Genomic DNA, 14,419 nt, shown 5'->3' on the forward strand with positions numbered 1-14,419 from the left:
TTTTCCGGCGCCGCCCCGAGCCCGCACACGCTCGCGGGCGGCGTTCGTCTGATAAAGAAGGACGCTCCATGGCTTCCGCAGTCGAACAGATGGCCGCCAACACGAGCTGGGCAGCTCTTGGCAAGGCCACCGACCTCCGCAACCGCATTCTCTATACGCTCGCGCTGCTGTGCATCTTCCGCCTCGGGACGTTCATCCCCGTGCCCGGGATCGATGGCGTCGCGCTGCGCGAGTTCATGGAGGGCGCGGCCGCGGGCATCGGCGGAATCCTCACCATGTTCACGGGCGGGGCGCTCGGTCGGATGGGCATCTTCGCCCTCGGCATCATGCCGTACATTTCGGCCTCGATCATCGTTCAGCTGCTGGCGTCCATGGTGCCCGCTCTCGAACAGCTCAAGAAAGAGGGCGAGCAGGGGCGCAAGAAGATCAACCAGTACACGCGTTACGGCACGGTGCTGCTGGCGACGTTCCAGGCCTACGGCCTGGCGGTCAGTCTCGAGGCCGGCGATCTCGTGACCGATCCCGGCTGGTATTTCCGCGCCTCCACGGTCATCACGCTGGTCGGCGGCACGATGTTCCTGATGTGGCTGGGTGAACAGATCACCGCCCGGGGCGTCGGCAACGGCATCTCTCTGATCATTTTCGTCGGCATCATCGCCGAGGTTCCGGCGGCACTGGCCCAGTTCTTCGCCTCCGGTCGTTCGGGCGCGATCAGCCCGGCGGTGATCATCGGCGTCATCGTCATGGTCGTCGCGGTGATCATGTTCGTGGTTTTCATGGAGAGGGCGCTACGAAAGATCACCATCCAGTACCCGCGCCGCCAGGTCGGCATGAAGATGACCGAGGCACAGAACAGCCACCTGCCGGTCAAGGTGAACCCGGCGGGCGTGATCCCGGCGATCTTCGCGTCGTCGCTGCTGCTGTTGCCGACCACGATCTCGACGTTCTCGGGCTCCGAGACGGGTGTCGTGATGTCGACACTGCTTGCCTATTTCGGGCCGGGTCAGCCGCTGTACCTTCTGTTCTTCGCGGCCATGATCGTGTTCTTCGCCTACTTCTACACGTTCAACGTGTCGTTCAAGCCGGATGACGTGGCCGACAACCTGAAGAACCAGAACGGCTTCGTGCCCGGGATCCGTCCGGGCAAGCGGACCGCGGAATACCTCGAATACGTGGTGAACCGTGTTCTCGTTCTCGGGTCGGGCTATCTCGCTCTGGTCTGTCTCCTGCCGGAGATCCTGCGCAACCAGTTCGCCATCCCGTTCTACTTCGGCGGCACGTCGGTGCTGATCGTGGTGAGCGTGACCATGGACACGATCCAGCAGGTCCAGAGCCATCTGCTGGCGCATCAGTACGAAGGTCTTATTCAGAAGTCGCAACTGCGCGGCAAGGGTAAGGGCCGCAAGAAGGGGGGGCCGGCTCGGCGATGAACATCATACTTCTCGGACCGCCGGGCGCGGGGAAAGGCACGCAGGCCAAGCGCCTCGAAGAAACCCGCGGCATGATGCAACTCTCGACCGGCGACATGCTGCGCGAGGCCAAGGACTCCGGCTCCGAGATGGGCGAGAAGGTCGCTGCCATCATGGCCCGCGGGGATCTCGTGACCGACGACATCGTCATCGGCCTGATCCGTGAGAAGCTCCAGACCGAGACGGCAAACGGGTTCATCTTCGATGGCTTTCCCCGCACGCTGAAGCAGGCCGACGCGCTCGGCGAACTGCTCGACGACATGGGCCAGACACTGGACCACGTGATCGAACTGCGCGTCGATGACGATGCGCTGGTGGAGCGGATCACGGCCCGGTCGACCTGCGCCAATTGCGGCGAGGTCTACAACGACAACTCGAAGCCGATCCCGGCCGATGGCGCGTGCGAGAAATGTGGCGGCACGGAGTTCAAGCGGCGCGCGGACGACAACGCCGAGAGCCTCAAGAAGCGGCTTATGGAATATTACAAGCAGACCTCTCCGCTGGTGGGCTACTATTACGTGAAGGGTCAGTATTCTCGCGTGGACGGCCTCGCCGAGATCGAAGAGGTCCAGAAGGCGCTCGAGGAGCGGCTGGCCGGCTGACCTTCGACACATGCGGCAGGGCGAACCTTTCCTTGCCGCATGCGTTTTCCTTTGGTGGATGCAACACCGGAGGACGAGATGCGCATTATGATCCTGTCCATGGCCGTGCTTGCGATCGGCGCACTGCTGATCGCACTCAAGCCGCTGCTCGGCGGCGCCCCGATCGAGAATGCCGAGGTGCCGGGCGTGTTCCCGGAGTGGATTGCGCCGGTCGGATATTTCACCATGCTCGTCGGTGCCGCGGGCCTCTTCATCGGCTGGACGCGCGCCCGATCCGCACGCTGAAGCGGCCGAATTCGCCGGCGTGGCCGGGCCAAACAGCGGGGTGTCAAGCAGCCCTTGACGCCCCGGATGAATCGCACTACCCACCGCCATCTCTAGCAGAGAATCGCGTTTGCGGCGCGCTGTCGCGCGTGCAGCAGATCACCTGAACGACCTACGGCCCGGAGGCGCTTCGCCAAAGGGCCATATGTTGTGAAAAAAGGTTCTGGCGTTACGGAACCGCAACGAGAGGAATACCGGTTTGGCACGAATTGCCGGCGTAAACATCCCCACAGCGAAGCGCGTGCCTGTCGCGCTTACCTACATCCACGGAATCGGCCCGTCCGCCGCGAAGGCGATCTGCGATGCCGTGAACATCGACGCGGCCCGCCGCGTCAACGAGCTGAGCGACTCCGAAGTCGTCGCCATGCGCGAACATATCGACGCGAATTACACCGTCGAGGGTGACCTGCGCCGCGAGGTGCAGATCAACGTCAAGCGCCTGATGGACCTTGGCTGCTACCGCGGCCTGCGCCATCGCCGCAATCTCCCTGTGCGCGGTCAGCGCACGCATACGAATGCCCGGACCCGCAAGGGACCGGCAAAGCCGATCGCCGGCAAGAAGAAGTAAGGGAGACCGAGGCAAATGGCACGCGATACCCGTACCCGCGGAGGCAAGAAGAAGGTCTCCAAGAACATCGCCGCCGGCGTGGCGCATGTGAATTCCAGCTTCAACAACACCAAGATCCTGATCTCGGACGTGCAGGGCAACGCGATCTCGTGGTCGTCCGCAGGCACGATGGGCTTCAAGGGCTCGCGCAAGTCGACGCCCTACGCCGCCCAGCTCGCCGCCGAGGATGCCGGCAAGAAGGCCCAGGAGCACGGCATGAAGACCCTCGAGGTCGAAGTGCAGGGTCCGGGGTCCGGCCGGGAATCGGCGCTGCGCGCGCTGGCTGCCGTCGGGTTCAACATCACCGCGATCCGCGACGTGACCCCGATCGCCCACAACGGCTGCCGCCCGCCCAAGCGTCGCCGGGTCTGACAGCAGACGAAGTTCGAGCCGGGGCCGCGATTTCTCGCGGCCCCGTGCTGCCGCTTTAACCTCGGGCGTCTTCGGCCTTTAGGACATGGGGCCGGGACAGGAATGGAGGTCTGACATGATCCACAAGAATTGGGCCGAGCTGATCAAGCCCACACAGCTCGAGATCAAGCCCGGCAACGATCCGACGCGGCTCGCCACCGTCGTGGCCGAACCGCTCGAGCGCGGCTTCGGTCTGACCCTCGGCAACGCGCTGCGGCGCGTTCTGCTGTCTTCGCTGCAGGGCGCGGCGATCACGTCGGTCCAGATCGACAACGTCCTGCACGAGTTCTCGTCCGTCGCGGGCGTCCGCGAAGACGTGACTGACATCGTCCTGAACCTCAAGGGCGTGTCGCTGCGGATGGAAGTCGAAGGTCCGAAGCGGCTGTCGATCTCGGCCAAGGGCCCGGGCGTCGTTACCGCGGGCGATATCTCGGAGTCGAACGGCATCGAGATCCTGAACCGCGATCACGTGATCTGCCACCTCGACGACGGCGCCGACCTGTTCATGGAGCTGACCGTCAATACCGGCAAGGGCTACGTGTCGGCCGACAAGAACAAGCCCGAGGATGCGCCGATCGGCATGATCCCGATCGACGCCATCTACTCGCCGGTCAAGAAGGTCGCCTACGACGTTCAGCCGACCCGCGAGGGCCAGGTTCTGGACTACGACAAGCTGACCATGAAGATCGAGACGAACGGGGCGGTCACGCCGGAGGACGCGGTGGCCTACGCCGCGCGCATCCTGCAGGATCAGCTGTCGATCTTCGTCAACTTCGACGAGCCCGAGAGCGCGAGCCGCGACGATTCCGACGATGGGCTGGAGTTCAACCCGCTCCTTCTCAAGAAGGTCGACGAGCTCGAGCTGTCGGTCCGGTCGGCGAACTGCCTGAAGAACGACAACATCGTCTACATCGGCGACCTGATCCAGAAGACCGAGGCGGAGATGCTGCGCACCCCGAACTTCGGCCGCAAGTCGCTGAACGAGATCAAGGAAGTGCTGTCGGGCATGGGGCTGCACCTCGGCATGGATGTCGAGGACTGGCCGCCCGACAACATCGAGGATCTCTCGAAGAAGATGGAAGACACGTTCTGATCCATCGCCGGGGCCGCCCGGCATCGCAGCACGCGCCGCGGCCGGATCGGATCCGGCCGGGGCGACCCGCACCAGGGCAATTCCGCCCCAAGGAGAGCGGCTCTCACGCAGGGGCCGCCAGACAAAGCAAAATCTGAAGGAGACACGACATGCGTCACTCGAAGGGCTACCGCAAGCTCAACCGCACCCACGAGCACCGCAAGGCGCTGTGGGCCAACATGGCCGGCTCGCTGATCGAGCACGAGCAGATCAAGACGACCCTGCCCAAGGCGAAGGAACTTCGCCGCGTGGTCGAAAAGCTCGTCACTCTCGGCAAGCGCGGTGACCTGCACGCCCGCCGCCTCGCCGCGGCGCAGCTCAAGCAGGACATCCACGTCGCCAAGCTGTTCGAGGTTCTCGGACCCCGCTACGCCGAGCGTCAGGGCGGCTATGTCCGCGTTCTGAAGGCCGGCTTCCGTTACGGTGACATGGCGCCGATGGCGATCATCGAGTTCGTCGACCGCGACACCGAGGCGAAGGGCAAGGCCGACCGCGAACGGGTCGAGGCCGAAGACGCCGCCGACGCCTGATACGGGCGCGATCCTAGAGATTTCATGAAGGCCCCGCGGTGCACGCGGGGCTTTTTCGTTTCTGCGGGCGGCTGCGGGGGCGGCTATTCGGACCGCTCACGCCGAAGCTTCGCGAAATACTCGACGCGCTTTTTCAGATCGCGCTCGAAGCCACGCTCCACCGGCGCGTAGAACGCCGCGCGGTCCATGTCGTCGGGAAAGTAGTCCTGCCCCGAGAACCCGTCTTCGGCGTCATGGTCGTAGGCGTATCCGGATCCGTAGCCCTGATCCTTCATCAACGACGTGGGCGCATTCAGGATATGCTTCGGCGGCATCAGCGACCCGGTCGATTTCGCCGCGCGCCGCGCGGCCTTGTAGGCGGCGTAGGCGGCGTTCGATTTCGGTGCGAGAGCGAGGTAGATCACCGCCTGCGCCAGCGCGAGTTCGCCCTCCGGAGATCCCAGACGTTCGTAGGTCTGCCAGCCCTCGAGGCAGAGCCGCTGCGCTTCGGGATCGGCGAGCCCGATATCCTCGACCGCCATGCGGGTGATGCGCCGGGCGAGGTAGCGCGGATCCTCGCCCGCCTCGAGCATCCGCGCGAACCAGTAGAGGCTGGCATCCGGATCAGAGCCGCGCACCGATTTGTGCAGGGCCGAGATCAGGTTGTAGTGACCGTCGCCCGACTTGTCGTATTGCGCGGCCCGGCGCATCAGTCGCGTGCGCAACGCACCTGTGTCGAGCTCGCCATCCACGCGCCAGGCGGCCACCTGTTCCACGAGGTTGAGGAGCGCTCGCCCGTCCCCGTCGGCCATCTCCAGCAGCGCGCGGCGGGCATGTGCGTCGAGGGGCAGGGGGCGATCCATCTCGGTCTCGGCGCGCGCGGCAAGCTGCTCGAGCTCCGCGTGGCTCAAACGCTCCAGCACCAGCACCTGCGCCCGGCTCAGAAGCGCGGCATTGAGCTCGAACGACGGATTCTCGGTGGTGGCGCCCACGAGAAGGATCGTGCCGTCTTCCATGTGCGGCAGGAAGCTGTCCTGCTGCGCCTTGTTGAAGCGGTGGATCTCGTCGACGAAGAGAAGGGTGCCCTGGCCGGTGCGGCGGCGTTGCTTGGCCGCCTCGAAGACCTTCTTGAGTTCGGCCACGCCCGAGAAGATCGCGCTGATCTGCACGAAATGCAGGTCCGTCTCGTCGGCGAGGAGGCGCGCGATTGTTGTCTTTCCGACACCCGGAGGCCCCCAGAAGACGAGGCTGGACAAGGCGCCGGAGTCCAGCATCACGCCAAGCGGCCCGTCCGGGCCGATGACCTTCGTCTGGCCGATGACCTCGGACAGGCGCGTCGGCCGCAACCGGTCGGCGAGGGGTCGCGGCGCGCGGCCCTCGGGCGCAGGATCGCCCGGCGCGGGATCGAAGAGGTCGGCCATCAGAGACGGAACCGCAGCAGCCGGCGGCGCCCGTCGCGCAGGATCTCGACGGCCAGTCGTGGCGCCCCGGCGGCCAGCGCCGGGGCGACGTCGCCGGGGCCGCCGACGGCGAGCCCGTTGACCGCGCGCAGGATGTCGCCGCGCCGCAGACCGGCGCGCGCGCCCCAGGGGCCGGGATCAAGCACCGCCACCCCGTCGGTCATCAACGGCAGGTCCAACTCGGCGATCACGGCCGGATTGACGCGGGCGACCGAAAGCCCGGGCAGCACCGTTCGCTCGCCCAGCGACTGCGCCGCGCGGGGCGGCGTCTCGGGCGGGGCGGCGAGGGCCACGGTGATCTCGCGCTCTTCGCCCTGACGGACGACGGTCACGCGGCTCTCGGCGCCGATGCCGCGCACCGAGAGGTGATACAGAACCTCGGCCGGGGTGTTCACCGGCTTGTCGTCCACCGCGACGATCAACGCGCCGGGCAACAGGCCGGCGGCGGCGAAGGGGCTTTGCGGATGGACGTCGGACACCAGCACGCCCTGCGGCACACCCTGTCCGAGACTCGCCGACAGATCGGCATCGACCGGCTGTCCGGTGATCCCGGCCCAGGGCCGGGCGAACTGTTCGTGACCGGCCTCGGCCTGCGCCACGAACTGGGCGACGAGCGCGGCCGGAATCGCAAAGCCGATACCGTTCGATCCGCCCGAGCGCGACAGGATCGAGGTGTTCACCCCGATCAGACGCCCCTGCATGTCGATCAGCGCACCGCCCGAGTTGCCGGGATTGATGGGGGCATCGGTTTGGATGAAATAGCCGCGGCCGGTGCCCGTCGCGGTGCCCGACCGCGCCAGGCCCGACACGATCCCGGACGAGACCGTCTGGCCCACGCCGAACGGGTTGCCGATGGCGAGGACCAGCTCACCCACCTCGACCGCGTCGCTGTCGCGCAGCGGCAGGTGTGGCATGTCCTCGGCGCCTTCGAGACGCAGGATCGCGAGATCCGCCTCCTCGTCTCCGAGAAGCACCCGCGCGGCGTATTCGCGGCGGTCGTTCAGCACCACGCGAATATCCTCGGCCTCGCCCACCACGTGGTAGTTCGACACCACGATGCCGTCCTCCGACAGGATCACGCCCGATCCGAGAGAGTTCTGAACGCGCGGCCGCCCGCGCCCGAGATCGCGAAAGAAGTCGCCGAAGAACGGGTCGTCGGCAAAGGGAGAGCGCTGCGCGACCACGCGCCGGGCATAGATGTTGACCACGGCCGGCGCGGCTTCGCGCACGAGCGGCGCGAAGGACAGCGCGATTTCCGCGCGGCTCGACGGCACGCGCACGACCTCATCCGCCCGGACGGGCAGCGCGGCGGCGCAGAGTGCGACGAGCAGCGACAAAATGGCGTTTCGGGTCATCCGGCTTGGTCCTCCGTCTTCGATATGTCGGCCCGGGACGGCGAAGACAAGACGCCTGATCGGGGGAGGGGTGTGGCGACCGATGGAGGGCCGGGAGTGCACCGCAGCGCCGGTTTCGGCGGTATCCCGGTGCCCCGGGCAACCGCGCACGCAAACCTATGACTTCGGCCCCGGCGTTCGGTCGACAGGCGCGCCGCCGCCTATGCATTCGACGACTGACACGCCATCGACGATTGCAAACCGAAGCGCCGATGATAATGTCGCCCCGTTCGGAAAGACGAGGGAAGTCGGTGAAAGGCCGACGCTGCCCCCGCAACTGTAAGCGATGAGCAGGCTTTCGTGATGCCACTGGCCACGCGGCTGGGAAGGCGGAAGCCGTGCGATGATCCGCGAGCCAGGAGACCTGTCGCCGGACGGACCAGAAACGAGGGGCGGAGGGCCCCTGAAAAGGAGATATCATGTTTCAACGCACTCTGTTCGCGACCGCGATCGCGGCCGCGTCCGTAATGCCGGCGTTCGCACATCACGACGGCGACACGGCCAGCACCAGCGGCATCGTGGTCAGCCACGCCCACACCGTCGAGGTCAGCGCGACCGCGCATTCGATGGACGTGTTCCTGACCATCGAGAACACCTCGGACGTGGCCGTGACGCTCACCGGCGCGTCGGTCGATTTCGCGGCCGACGGCGTGTTCCAGGCGCCGTCCGTGGACGACAGCGGCAAGATGTCGGTGCGGGAGGTGACGGCGCTCGAGATCGCGCCCGGTCAGGTTCTGACCATGCAGCCGAGCGGCGTCCACGTCGTGTTTCACGACGTGAAGCGCGCCTTCGAGGCCGGCGAGCACTTCCACGCCGACCTGACCTTCGAGGACGTCGGCACGCTGGAGATCGAGGTCGAGGTCGAAGCGGGCGATCACGACCTCGAGCACGACGCCGAGACCAGCTGACCCGACAGCCCGGGGCTGTTCGACATACTGTTCTTCAAGAGGCCCGGCGCGACATCGCCGGGCCTCTTTTCGCTCGGCCGGGCGGTTCGGACCGCGGTCGGTGCCACGCGCCCTCGAGGCCCGTAGCCCGCGGATCGGTCCGCGAGACGCTTCGGGCCGATCCGCGGAACGCATCTGCCCGTTCCGTTGTGCTTCGGGGAAGGTCGATCCGGTGACCGGACTGGCGCCGCTTTCAGAGCCCGATCATCTCTGCCTGGCGCACGATCACCTCGGCTTGCTTGATCGAGGCGATGTCCACCAGGCGCCCCTTGTAGACCGTGGCGCCCTGGCCGCTCTTCGTGGCCTCTTCCATCGCCGCGAGGATCTCGCGCGCTTCGCTCACCGCGTCTTCGGTGGGCGTGAAGACCGCGTTGGCGAGGGCCACCTGCTTGGGATGGATCGCCCATTTGCCGACCATGCCGAGCGTGGCGGAGCGCAGCGCCTGCGCGCGGAAGCCCGCGTCGTCCGAGAAGTCACCGAACGGGCCGTCGACCGGCAGGACGCCATGCGTGCGGCAGGCCGCGACGATGGCCGCCTGCGCCCAGTGCCACGGATCGGCCCAGTAGTTCTGGCCGTCGCGATGCATGTAATAGTTGTCCTGCGTGCCGCCGATCCCCGTCGTCGCCATGCCCATCGATGCGGCGAAGTCGGCGGCGCCAAGGCTCATCGCCTGCAGCCTTGGCGAGGCGGCAGCGATCTCTTCGACATGGCTTATGCCGGCGGCGCTTTCGATGATGACCTCGAAGCCGAGCGGCTTCGTCCGGCCGGCGGCGCGCTCCACCGCGGTCACGAGGGCGTCGACCGCGTAGAGATCCGCCGCGCAGCCGACCTTGGGGATCATGATGAGATCGAGCCGGTCGGCACCGTTCTCGATCAGTTCGACAACATCGCGGTACCAGTAGGGGGTGTCGAGGCCGTTGATCCGCACCGACAGTGTCTTGTCGCCCCAGTCCACGTCGCCGATCGCCGCGATCACGTTCGCCCGCGCCGTGGCCTTGTCGTCGGGCGCGACCGAATCCTCGAGATCGAGGTTGATGACGTCCGCATCCGAGGCGGCCATCTTCTCGAAGATCTGCGGCCGCGAGCCGGGTCCGAAGAGCTGACAGCGGTTGAGCCGGGCGACCGGAGCGGGCTGGATGCGGAACGACATGGAACCTCGCGCAAGAATGTTTCGCAAATTGCTCCCTGACGGATAGAAGTCTGCGCGAGCGGGATCAAGCGGGTTTTCTGCACCTGCAGCATGGCCGCGTGTGGCGCCCGCGGGCGCCGGCCGCGGTGCCGTCTCGCCGGGCAAAGCGGCCTGTCAGGCGCCGAAAAGCGCCGCGAGGCGTTGGAAACCGCCGGGATTTGCGACACGTTCTGCACGATAGAACCTCGGTCTGCGCCGGGGACGACCGAACGAGGACGCCGATGATCGAGACACCGTATCTGCTTTTCCTGGGGGACGCGCCCGATCCGCTCGCCGCGAAGGTGGCGCAGGGAATCAAGGATTGGCGACCGGACAATTGTGTCGGCCAGTTCCGAATGTCGGGCTGCAAGGCCGACATGAACCTGCCCGACATGACGCTGGAGGAGGCGAAGGCGGCCGGCGCCAAGACGCTGGTGATCGGCGTCGCGAACCGCGGCGGCAAGATCTCGGCGGCCTGGAAGGAGGTGCTGATCGATGCGCTCGACCAGGGCTTCGACCTCGCCTCGGGGCTGCACAACCTGCTGCGCAACGAGACGGACCTGACGGAGAAGGCCGCGGCGACCGGCCGCGCGCTGCACGACGTGCGCATTCCCGAGGTCGAGTACCCGATCGCCAACGGCGAGAAACGGCGCGGCAAGCGGGTGCTGGCGGTCGGCACCGATTGTTCGATCGGCAAGATGTACACCGCCCTCGCGCTCGACCGCGACATGAAGGAGGCGGGGCTGAAATCGTCGTTCCGCGCGACCGGACAGACCGGCATCCTGATCACCGGCGAGGGCGTGCCGCTCGATGCCGTGGTCGCCGATTTCATGGCCGGCGCGGTCGAGTGGCTGACGCCCGACAACGACGACGACCACTGGGACGTCATCGAGGGGCAGGGGAGCCTGTTCCACGTGTCCTATTCCGGTGTGACGCTGGCCCTCATCCACGGCGGACAGCCCGACGCGCTCGTGCTCTGCCACGAGCCGACGCGCACGCATATGCGCGGTTTGCCGGGCTATGCGCTGCCCTCGCTCGAGGCGCTGCGCGACATGGCACTCGAACTCGCGCGCGTGCCCAACCCCGGCTGCCAGGTGATCGGCGTGTCGGTGAACACCGCGGCGCTCGACGATGGCGAGGCCGAAGCGTATCTGCGCCAGGTCGAGGACCGGATGGGCCTGCCGGCCGTTGATCCGTACCGCCACGGCACCGCGCCGCTGGTCGAGGCGCTGAAGGCGATGTGAGCGCGGACGCACCGGCGGCGCGCAGGATTGCGGCCGTCGTTATTCGAGTATTTTTCGCCAAGAAGAAGGACAGGGCGCATGAAAGTGGACGTGACGCGCGACGTCTTCCGGCTGGCCGAGGCGTTCACCATCTCGCGCGGGTCGCGGACCGAGGCGAAAGTGCTGACCGTGCACGTCACCGATGGCGGCGTCACCGGGCGGGGCGAATGCGTGCCCTACGCGCGCTACGACGAGACGCTGGAGAGCGTCGAGGCCGAGATCCACGCGCTGCCCGATCGGTTCGACCGCGCGGTGCTGCAGGATCTGCTGCCGGCGGGCGCGGCGCGCAACGCCGTCGATTGCGCGTTGTGGGACCTCGAGGCGAAAGCGGCGGGCACGCCCGCTTGGGCGCTTGCGGGCCTTGCGCGGCCCGGGCCGGAGATCACCGCCTTCACGCTGTCGCTGCAGGACGCCGACAAGATGCGCGCGGCGGCGGCGAAACACGCGCACCGCCCGCTTCTGAAGGTCAAGCTCGGCACGCCCGACGACATGCCGCGGCTCGAGGCGGTGCGCGCCGGCGCGCCGGCGGCACGCATCATCATCGACGCCAACGAAGGCTGGAGCGCAGAGGTCTACGCCGATCTCGCGCCGCATTTGCTGCGGCTCGGCGTCGAGCTGGTGGAGCAGCCGCTGCCCGCCGGCGACGACGAGACGCTTCGGGGCCTGGATCGCCCGGTGCCCGTCTGCGCCGACGAAAGCTGCCACGACCGCGCGTCGCTGGCGGCGCTCGAGGGCAAGTACGACATCGTCAACATCAAGCTCGACAAGACCGGCGGGCTGACCGAGGCGCTCGCGCTGCGCGCGGAGGCCGAGCGGCGGGGCTACGGCGTCTTCGTCGGGTGCATGGTGGGCTCCTCGCTGGCCATGGCGCCGGCGGTGCTGGTCGCGCAGGGCGCGGCGGTCACCGATCTCGACGGGCCGCTGCTTCTGGCCGAGGACCGCGACCCGCCGCTGCACTACGACGCGGACGGCGTGCATCCGCCCGACCCGGCGCTCTGGGGGTGAGGGCGCGCCCGCGTTTGCCGCGACAGGGGCCGGGCTTGACCGGCGCCGCGGGTTGGCGCACCTGTCACGACATCCGAACCGGAGGATCCGCACCATGACCCGTACCGTCTACGTCAACGGAGAATACCTGCCCGAGCACGAGGCGCGGGTGTCGATCTTCGACCGCGCCTTCCTCATGGCCGACGGGGTCTACGAGGTGACAAGCGTGCTTGGCGGCAAGCTGATCGATTTCGACGGCCACGCGCGGCGGCTCGAGCGTTCGCTCGGCGAACTCGAGATGAAGAGCCCGGTGACGCCGGAGCAGCTGCTCGAGATCCACCGCGAACTGGTGCGCGTGAACGAGATCGAGGACGGGCTGGTCTACCTGCAGATCACGCGGGGCGCCCCCGGCGACCGCGATTTCGCGTTTCCCGACCCGGACACCACCGACCCGACGATCGTTCTCTTCACGCAGTCGAAGCCGGGGCTGGCCGACAGCGCGGCGAGCCGCGAGGGGATCAAGGTGATCTCGATCGACGATCACCGCTGGGGCCGGCGCGACATCAAGACCGTGCAGCTTCTCTACCCGTCGATGGGCAAGATGATGGCCAAGAAGGCCGGCGCCGACGACGCCTGGATGGTCGAGGACGGCGCGGTGACCGAAGGCACGTCGAACAACGCCTACATCGTCGTCGGCAACAAGATCGTCACCCGGCAGCTGTCGACCGACATCCTGCACGGCATCACCCGTGCCGCTGTGCTGCGTTACGCGCGCGAGGCGCAGATGGAGGTCGAGGAGCGGCCGTTCACGATCGCCGAAGCGCAGTCCGCGGACGAGGCCTTCGTCACCTCGGCCTCGGCCTTCGTCATGCCGGTGGTCGAGATCGACGGCGTCGCGCTCGGCGACGGCAAACCGGGCCCGCGCGCGCGTCGTCTGCGCGAGATCTACCTCGACGAAAGCCGCAAGGCGGCGATCTGACGGGATCGGCCGGGCGGATGCCGCCCGGTTGCGCGTGCGCCTAGACCGCGCGCGACGCCGTGTCGGCGGCCGGCGCGTCGGCCGAACGGGTGAAGCCGCGAAAATAGGCGTAGACGAGCGCGGCCGCCACGGCCACGAGCGCGGATTTCGCGGCGAAGTCCGCGGTGAGACCGCCCCCGAGCGCCGCCGACAGCGCCGAGACGAGATCGCCCACAAGCGTGAGGGCTGCCACGAACATCGCCGCGTGCGCCAGCCAGTCCCGCACCGCCGAGCGCCGGAGCGACCGGTCGGCGCGCGCGGCGCGCGCCACCCGCAGGTTCAGCACCAGGAACAGGGGTGCGAAAACGGCGAGGCTCGCCACAGCCGAGCGCACCCGCCAGGTCCCGAAAGACGGTGGCGCCGAATCCTGGCCCAGCCAGCCGTCGATGAGGGCAAACCCGAGCGACAACGCCTGGACGACGGACACAGCAAGCGCCACGAACATCAGTCCGTAGACCAGCGCTTCGCGCGCCGAGACCGCCGGCCGGGGCCGTGGCACCGGCAGCGGAAAGTCACCCGCCGCCCAGTCGCCGAGCGCCTTGTCCGCCTCCGCCCGGGACCAGCCCGCGGCGGTGAGCGCGCGGGCCACCTCGGCACGCCCGTGCCCGGCCTTCAGCGCATCGGCGACGAAGGCGGCAAGCCGATCCTCGGATCGCATGTCAGCCCTTGGAACCGACGTTTTCGGAAAAGCTCTTCTCGAAGGCGGCCTGCGTGTCGGGCGACGCGTCGGTCTGGTAGTTCGCCTTCCATTCCGACATCGGCATGCCGTAGAAGATCTCGCGCGCCTGCTCCTTGTCCATGTCGATGCCGCGCGCGTTCGCGGCCTCCTGGTACCAGCGCGACAGGCAGTTCCGGCAGAAGCCGGCGAGGTTCATGATGTCGATGTTCTGTACGTCCGTCCGCTCTTCCATCAGGTGCTGGCGCAGGCGGCGGAAGGCGGCGGCCTCGAGTTCGATGCGGGTCTGGTCGTCCATGTCTGTCACCTCCGGATGCTGTCCCAGACATCGGCCTTTTGGCGGCCCGCTTCAAGACGCGGCGGGGCCGGGGCGTGGGCATCGCGGTATCGTGCCGGGAGCCGATCAGGGCTTGCCAAGCGTCCCTCGCGTCGCGC

The 14,419-nt window shown here is 67.5% G+C and carries 16 protein-coding genes and 1 riboswitch; of the genes, 11 read left to right on the top strand and 5 right to left on the bottom strand.

Annotation, left to right across the window (positions count from 1 at the left end; genetic code table 11):
- Positions 1 to 68 precede the first annotated feature (68 nt).
- The 7 genes from secY to rplQ all read left to right on the top strand — a co-directional run bounded on the left by secY (position 69) and on the right by rplQ (position 5,075).
- Positions 69 to 1,430: a preprotein translocase subunit SecY gene (gene secY / locus ROJ8625_RS19330; RefSeq protein ID WP_085793575.1), complete on the top strand. Its 1,362-nt coding sequence runs from the start codon at positions 69 to 71 to the stop codon at positions 1,428 to 1,430.
- Positions 1,427 to 2,071 (top strand): adenylate kinase, encoded by a 645-nt coding sequence (locus ROJ8625_RS19335; protein ID WP_085793576.1) that lies wholly within the window; start codon positions 1,427 to 1,429, stop codon positions 2,069 to 2,071. The genes secY and ROJ8625_RS19335 overlap by 4 nt, the downstream gene beginning before the upstream one ends.
- Positions 2,072 to 2,149: 78 nt before the next feature.
- Positions 2,150 to 2,356, top strand: coding sequence for a hypothetical protein (locus ROJ8625_RS19340; RefSeq protein WP_085793577.1), 207 nt, complete (start codon positions 2,150 to 2,152; stop codon positions 2,354 to 2,356).
- 238 nt (positions 2,357 to 2,594) lie between these two features.
- Positions 2,595 to 2,963 (top strand): 30S ribosomal protein S13, encoded by a 369-nt coding sequence (gene rpsM, locus ROJ8625_RS19345; protein WP_085793578.1) that lies wholly within the window; start codon positions 2,595 to 2,597, stop codon positions 2,961 to 2,963.
- 15 nt (positions 2,964 to 2,978) lie between these two features.
- The gene (gene rpsK / locus ROJ8625_RS19350) at positions 2,979 to 3,374 is read left to right on the top strand and encodes a 30S ribosomal protein S11 (RefSeq protein WP_043845728.1); all 396 of its coding nucleotides are present in this window, start codon (positions 2,979 to 2,981) and stop codon (positions 3,372 to 3,374) included.
- Between the two features lie 115 nt (positions 3,375 to 3,489).
- Complete coding sequence (locus ROJ8625_RS19355) at positions 3,490 to 4,506, top strand: DNA-directed RNA polymerase subunit alpha (protein WP_085793579.1); 1,017 nt, start codon at positions 3,490 to 3,492, stop codon at positions 4,504 to 4,506.
- Positions 4,507 to 4,655: 149 nt separating this feature from the next.
- Complete coding sequence (gene rplQ / locus ROJ8625_RS19360; protein WP_085793580.1) at positions 4,656 to 5,075, top strand: 50S ribosomal protein L17; 420 nt, start codon at positions 4,656 to 4,658, stop codon at positions 5,073 to 5,075.
- An 83-nt stretch (positions 5,076 to 5,158) separates the two neighbouring features.
- On the opposite strand, the gene ROJ8625_RS19365 is transcribed toward rplQ, so the two are convergent.
- A complete protein-coding gene (locus ROJ8625_RS19365) occupies positions 5,159 to 6,475 on the bottom strand; it encodes a replication-associated recombination protein A (RefSeq protein WP_085793581.1) in 1,317 nt (438 codons plus the stop codon).
- The gene (locus ROJ8625_RS19370) at positions 6,475 to 7,869 is read right to left on the bottom strand and encodes a trypsin-like peptidase domain-containing protein (protein WP_085793582.1); all 1,395 of its coding nucleotides are present in this window, start codon (positions 7,867 to 7,869) and stop codon (positions 6,475 to 6,477) included. The genes ROJ8625_RS19365 and ROJ8625_RS19370 overlap by 1 nt, the downstream gene beginning before the upstream one ends.
- 235 nt (positions 7,870 to 8,104) lie before the next feature.
- Positions 8,105 to 8,294, top strand: a riboswitch (cobalamin riboswitch).
- A 33-nt stretch (positions 8,295 to 8,327) separates the two neighbouring features.
- On the opposite strand from ROJ8625_RS19370, the gene ROJ8625_RS19375 reads away from it, so the two are divergent.
- A complete protein-coding gene (locus ROJ8625_RS19375) occupies positions 8,328 to 8,816 on the top strand; it encodes a copper chaperone PCu(A)C (protein ID WP_085793583.1) in 489 nt (162 codons plus the stop codon).
- A gap of 232 nt (positions 8,817 to 9,048) precedes the next feature.
- On the opposite strand, the gene ROJ8625_RS19380 is transcribed toward ROJ8625_RS19375, so the two are convergent.
- The gene (locus ROJ8625_RS19380) at positions 9,049 to 10,005 is read right to left on the bottom strand and encodes an L-malyl-CoA/beta-methylmalyl-CoA lyase (RefSeq protein ID WP_085793584.1); all 957 of its coding nucleotides are present in this window, start codon (positions 10,003 to 10,005) and stop codon (positions 9,049 to 9,051) included.
- 260 nt (positions 10,006 to 10,265) lie between these two features.
- Here ROJ8625_RS19380 and dgcN point away from each other — a divergent pair, with 260 nt between their 5' ends.
- The 3 genes from dgcN to ROJ8625_RS19395 all read left to right on the top strand — a co-directional run bounded on the left by dgcN (position 10,266) and on the right by ROJ8625_RS19395 (position 13,269).
- Positions 10,266 to 11,267: an N-acetyltransferase DgcN gene (gene dgcN, locus ROJ8625_RS19385; RefSeq protein WP_085793585.1), complete on the top strand. Its 1,002-nt coding sequence runs from the start codon at positions 10,266 to 10,268 to the stop codon at positions 11,265 to 11,267.
- A 78-nt stretch (positions 11,268 to 11,345) separates the two neighbouring features.
- Positions 11,346 to 12,311, top strand: coding sequence for an N-acetyl-D-Glu racemase DgcA (gene dgcA, locus ROJ8625_RS19390; protein ID WP_085793586.1), 966 nt, complete (start codon positions 11,346 to 11,348; stop codon positions 12,309 to 12,311).
- A 94-nt stretch (positions 12,312 to 12,405) separates the two neighbouring features.
- Positions 12,406 to 13,269: a D-amino-acid transaminase gene (locus ROJ8625_RS19395; protein WP_085793587.1), complete on the top strand. Its 864-nt coding sequence runs from the start codon at positions 12,406 to 12,408 to the stop codon at positions 13,267 to 13,269.
- Positions 13,270 to 13,309: 40 nt separating this feature from the next.
- Here the strand turns inward: ROJ8625_RS19395 and ROJ8625_RS19400 are convergent, their stop codons facing one another.
- Positions 13,310 to 13,966, bottom strand: coding sequence for a DUF5671 domain-containing protein (locus ROJ8625_RS19400; protein ID WP_085793588.1), 657 nt, complete (start codon positions 13,964 to 13,966; stop codon positions 13,310 to 13,312).
- Position 13,967: 1 nt separating this feature from the next.
- The gene (locus ROJ8625_RS19405) at positions 13,968 to 14,282 is read right to left on the bottom strand and encodes a DUF1244 domain-containing protein (protein WP_085793589.1); all 315 of its coding nucleotides are present in this window, start codon (positions 14,280 to 14,282) and stop codon (positions 13,968 to 13,970) included.
- Positions 14,283 to 14,419: the final 137 nt, after the last annotated feature.

This window comes from Roseivivax jejudonensis, from assembly GCF_900172265.1.
Lineage (GTDB): Bacteria > Pseudomonadota > Alphaproteobacteria > Rhodobacterales > Rhodobacteraceae > Roseivivax > Roseivivax jejudonensis.

Excerpts from the sequence above, each read along its gene's own strand:
- secY (WP_085793575.1), top strand. The coding sequence starts at position 69 with ATGGCTTCCGCAGTCGAACAGATGGCCGCCAACACGAGCTGGGCAGCT.
- ROJ8625_RS19335 (WP_085793576.1), top strand. The coding sequence starts at position 1,427 with ATGAACATCATACTTCTCGGACCGCCGGGCGCGGGGAAAGGCACGCAG.
- ROJ8625_RS19340 (WP_085793577.1), top strand. The coding sequence starts at position 2,150 with ATGCGCATTATGATCCTGTCCATGGCCGTGCTTGCGATCGGCGCACTG.
- rpsK (WP_043845728.1), top strand. The coding sequence starts at position 2,979 with ATGGCACGCGATACCCGTACCCGCGGAGGCAAGAAGAAGGTCTCCAAG.
- ROJ8625_RS19355 (WP_085793579.1), top strand. The coding sequence starts at position 3,490 with ATGATCCACAAGAATTGGGCCGAGCTGATCAAGCCCACACAGCTCGAG.
- rplQ (WP_085793580.1), top strand. The coding sequence starts at position 4,656 with ATGCGTCACTCGAAGGGCTACCGCAAGCTCAACCGCACCCACGAGCAC.
- ROJ8625_RS19365 (WP_085793581.1), bottom strand. The coding sequence starts at position 6,475 with ATGGCCGACCTCTTCGATCCCGCGCCGGGCGATCCTGCGCCCGAGGGC.
- ROJ8625_RS19370 (WP_085793582.1), bottom strand. The coding sequence starts at position 7,869 with ATGACCCGAAACGCCATTTTGTCGCTGCTCGTCGCACTCTGCGCCGCC.
- ROJ8625_RS19375 (WP_085793583.1), top strand. The coding sequence starts at position 8,328 with ATGTTTCAACGCACTCTGTTCGCGACCGCGATCGCGGCCGCGTCCGTA.
- ROJ8625_RS19380 (WP_085793584.1), bottom strand. The coding sequence starts at position 10,005 with ATGTCGTTCCGCATCCAGCCCGCTCCGGTCGCCCGGCTCAACCGCTGT.
- dgcN (WP_085793585.1), top strand. The coding sequence starts at position 10,266 with ATGATCGAGACACCGTATCTGCTTTTCCTGGGGGACGCGCCCGATCCG.
- dgcA (WP_085793586.1), top strand. The coding sequence starts at position 11,346 with ATGAAAGTGGACGTGACGCGCGACGTCTTCCGGCTGGCCGAGGCGTTC.
- ROJ8625_RS19395 (WP_085793587.1), top strand. The coding sequence starts at position 12,406 with ATGACCCGTACCGTCTACGTCAACGGAGAATACCTGCCCGAGCACGAG.
- ROJ8625_RS19400 (WP_085793588.1), bottom strand. The coding sequence starts at position 13,966 with ATGCGATCCGAGGATCGGCTTGCCGCCTTCGTCGCCGATGCGCTGAAG.
- ROJ8625_RS19405 (WP_085793589.1), bottom strand. The coding sequence starts at position 14,282 with ATGGACGACCAGACCCGCATCGAACTCGAGGCCGCCGCCTTCCGCCGC.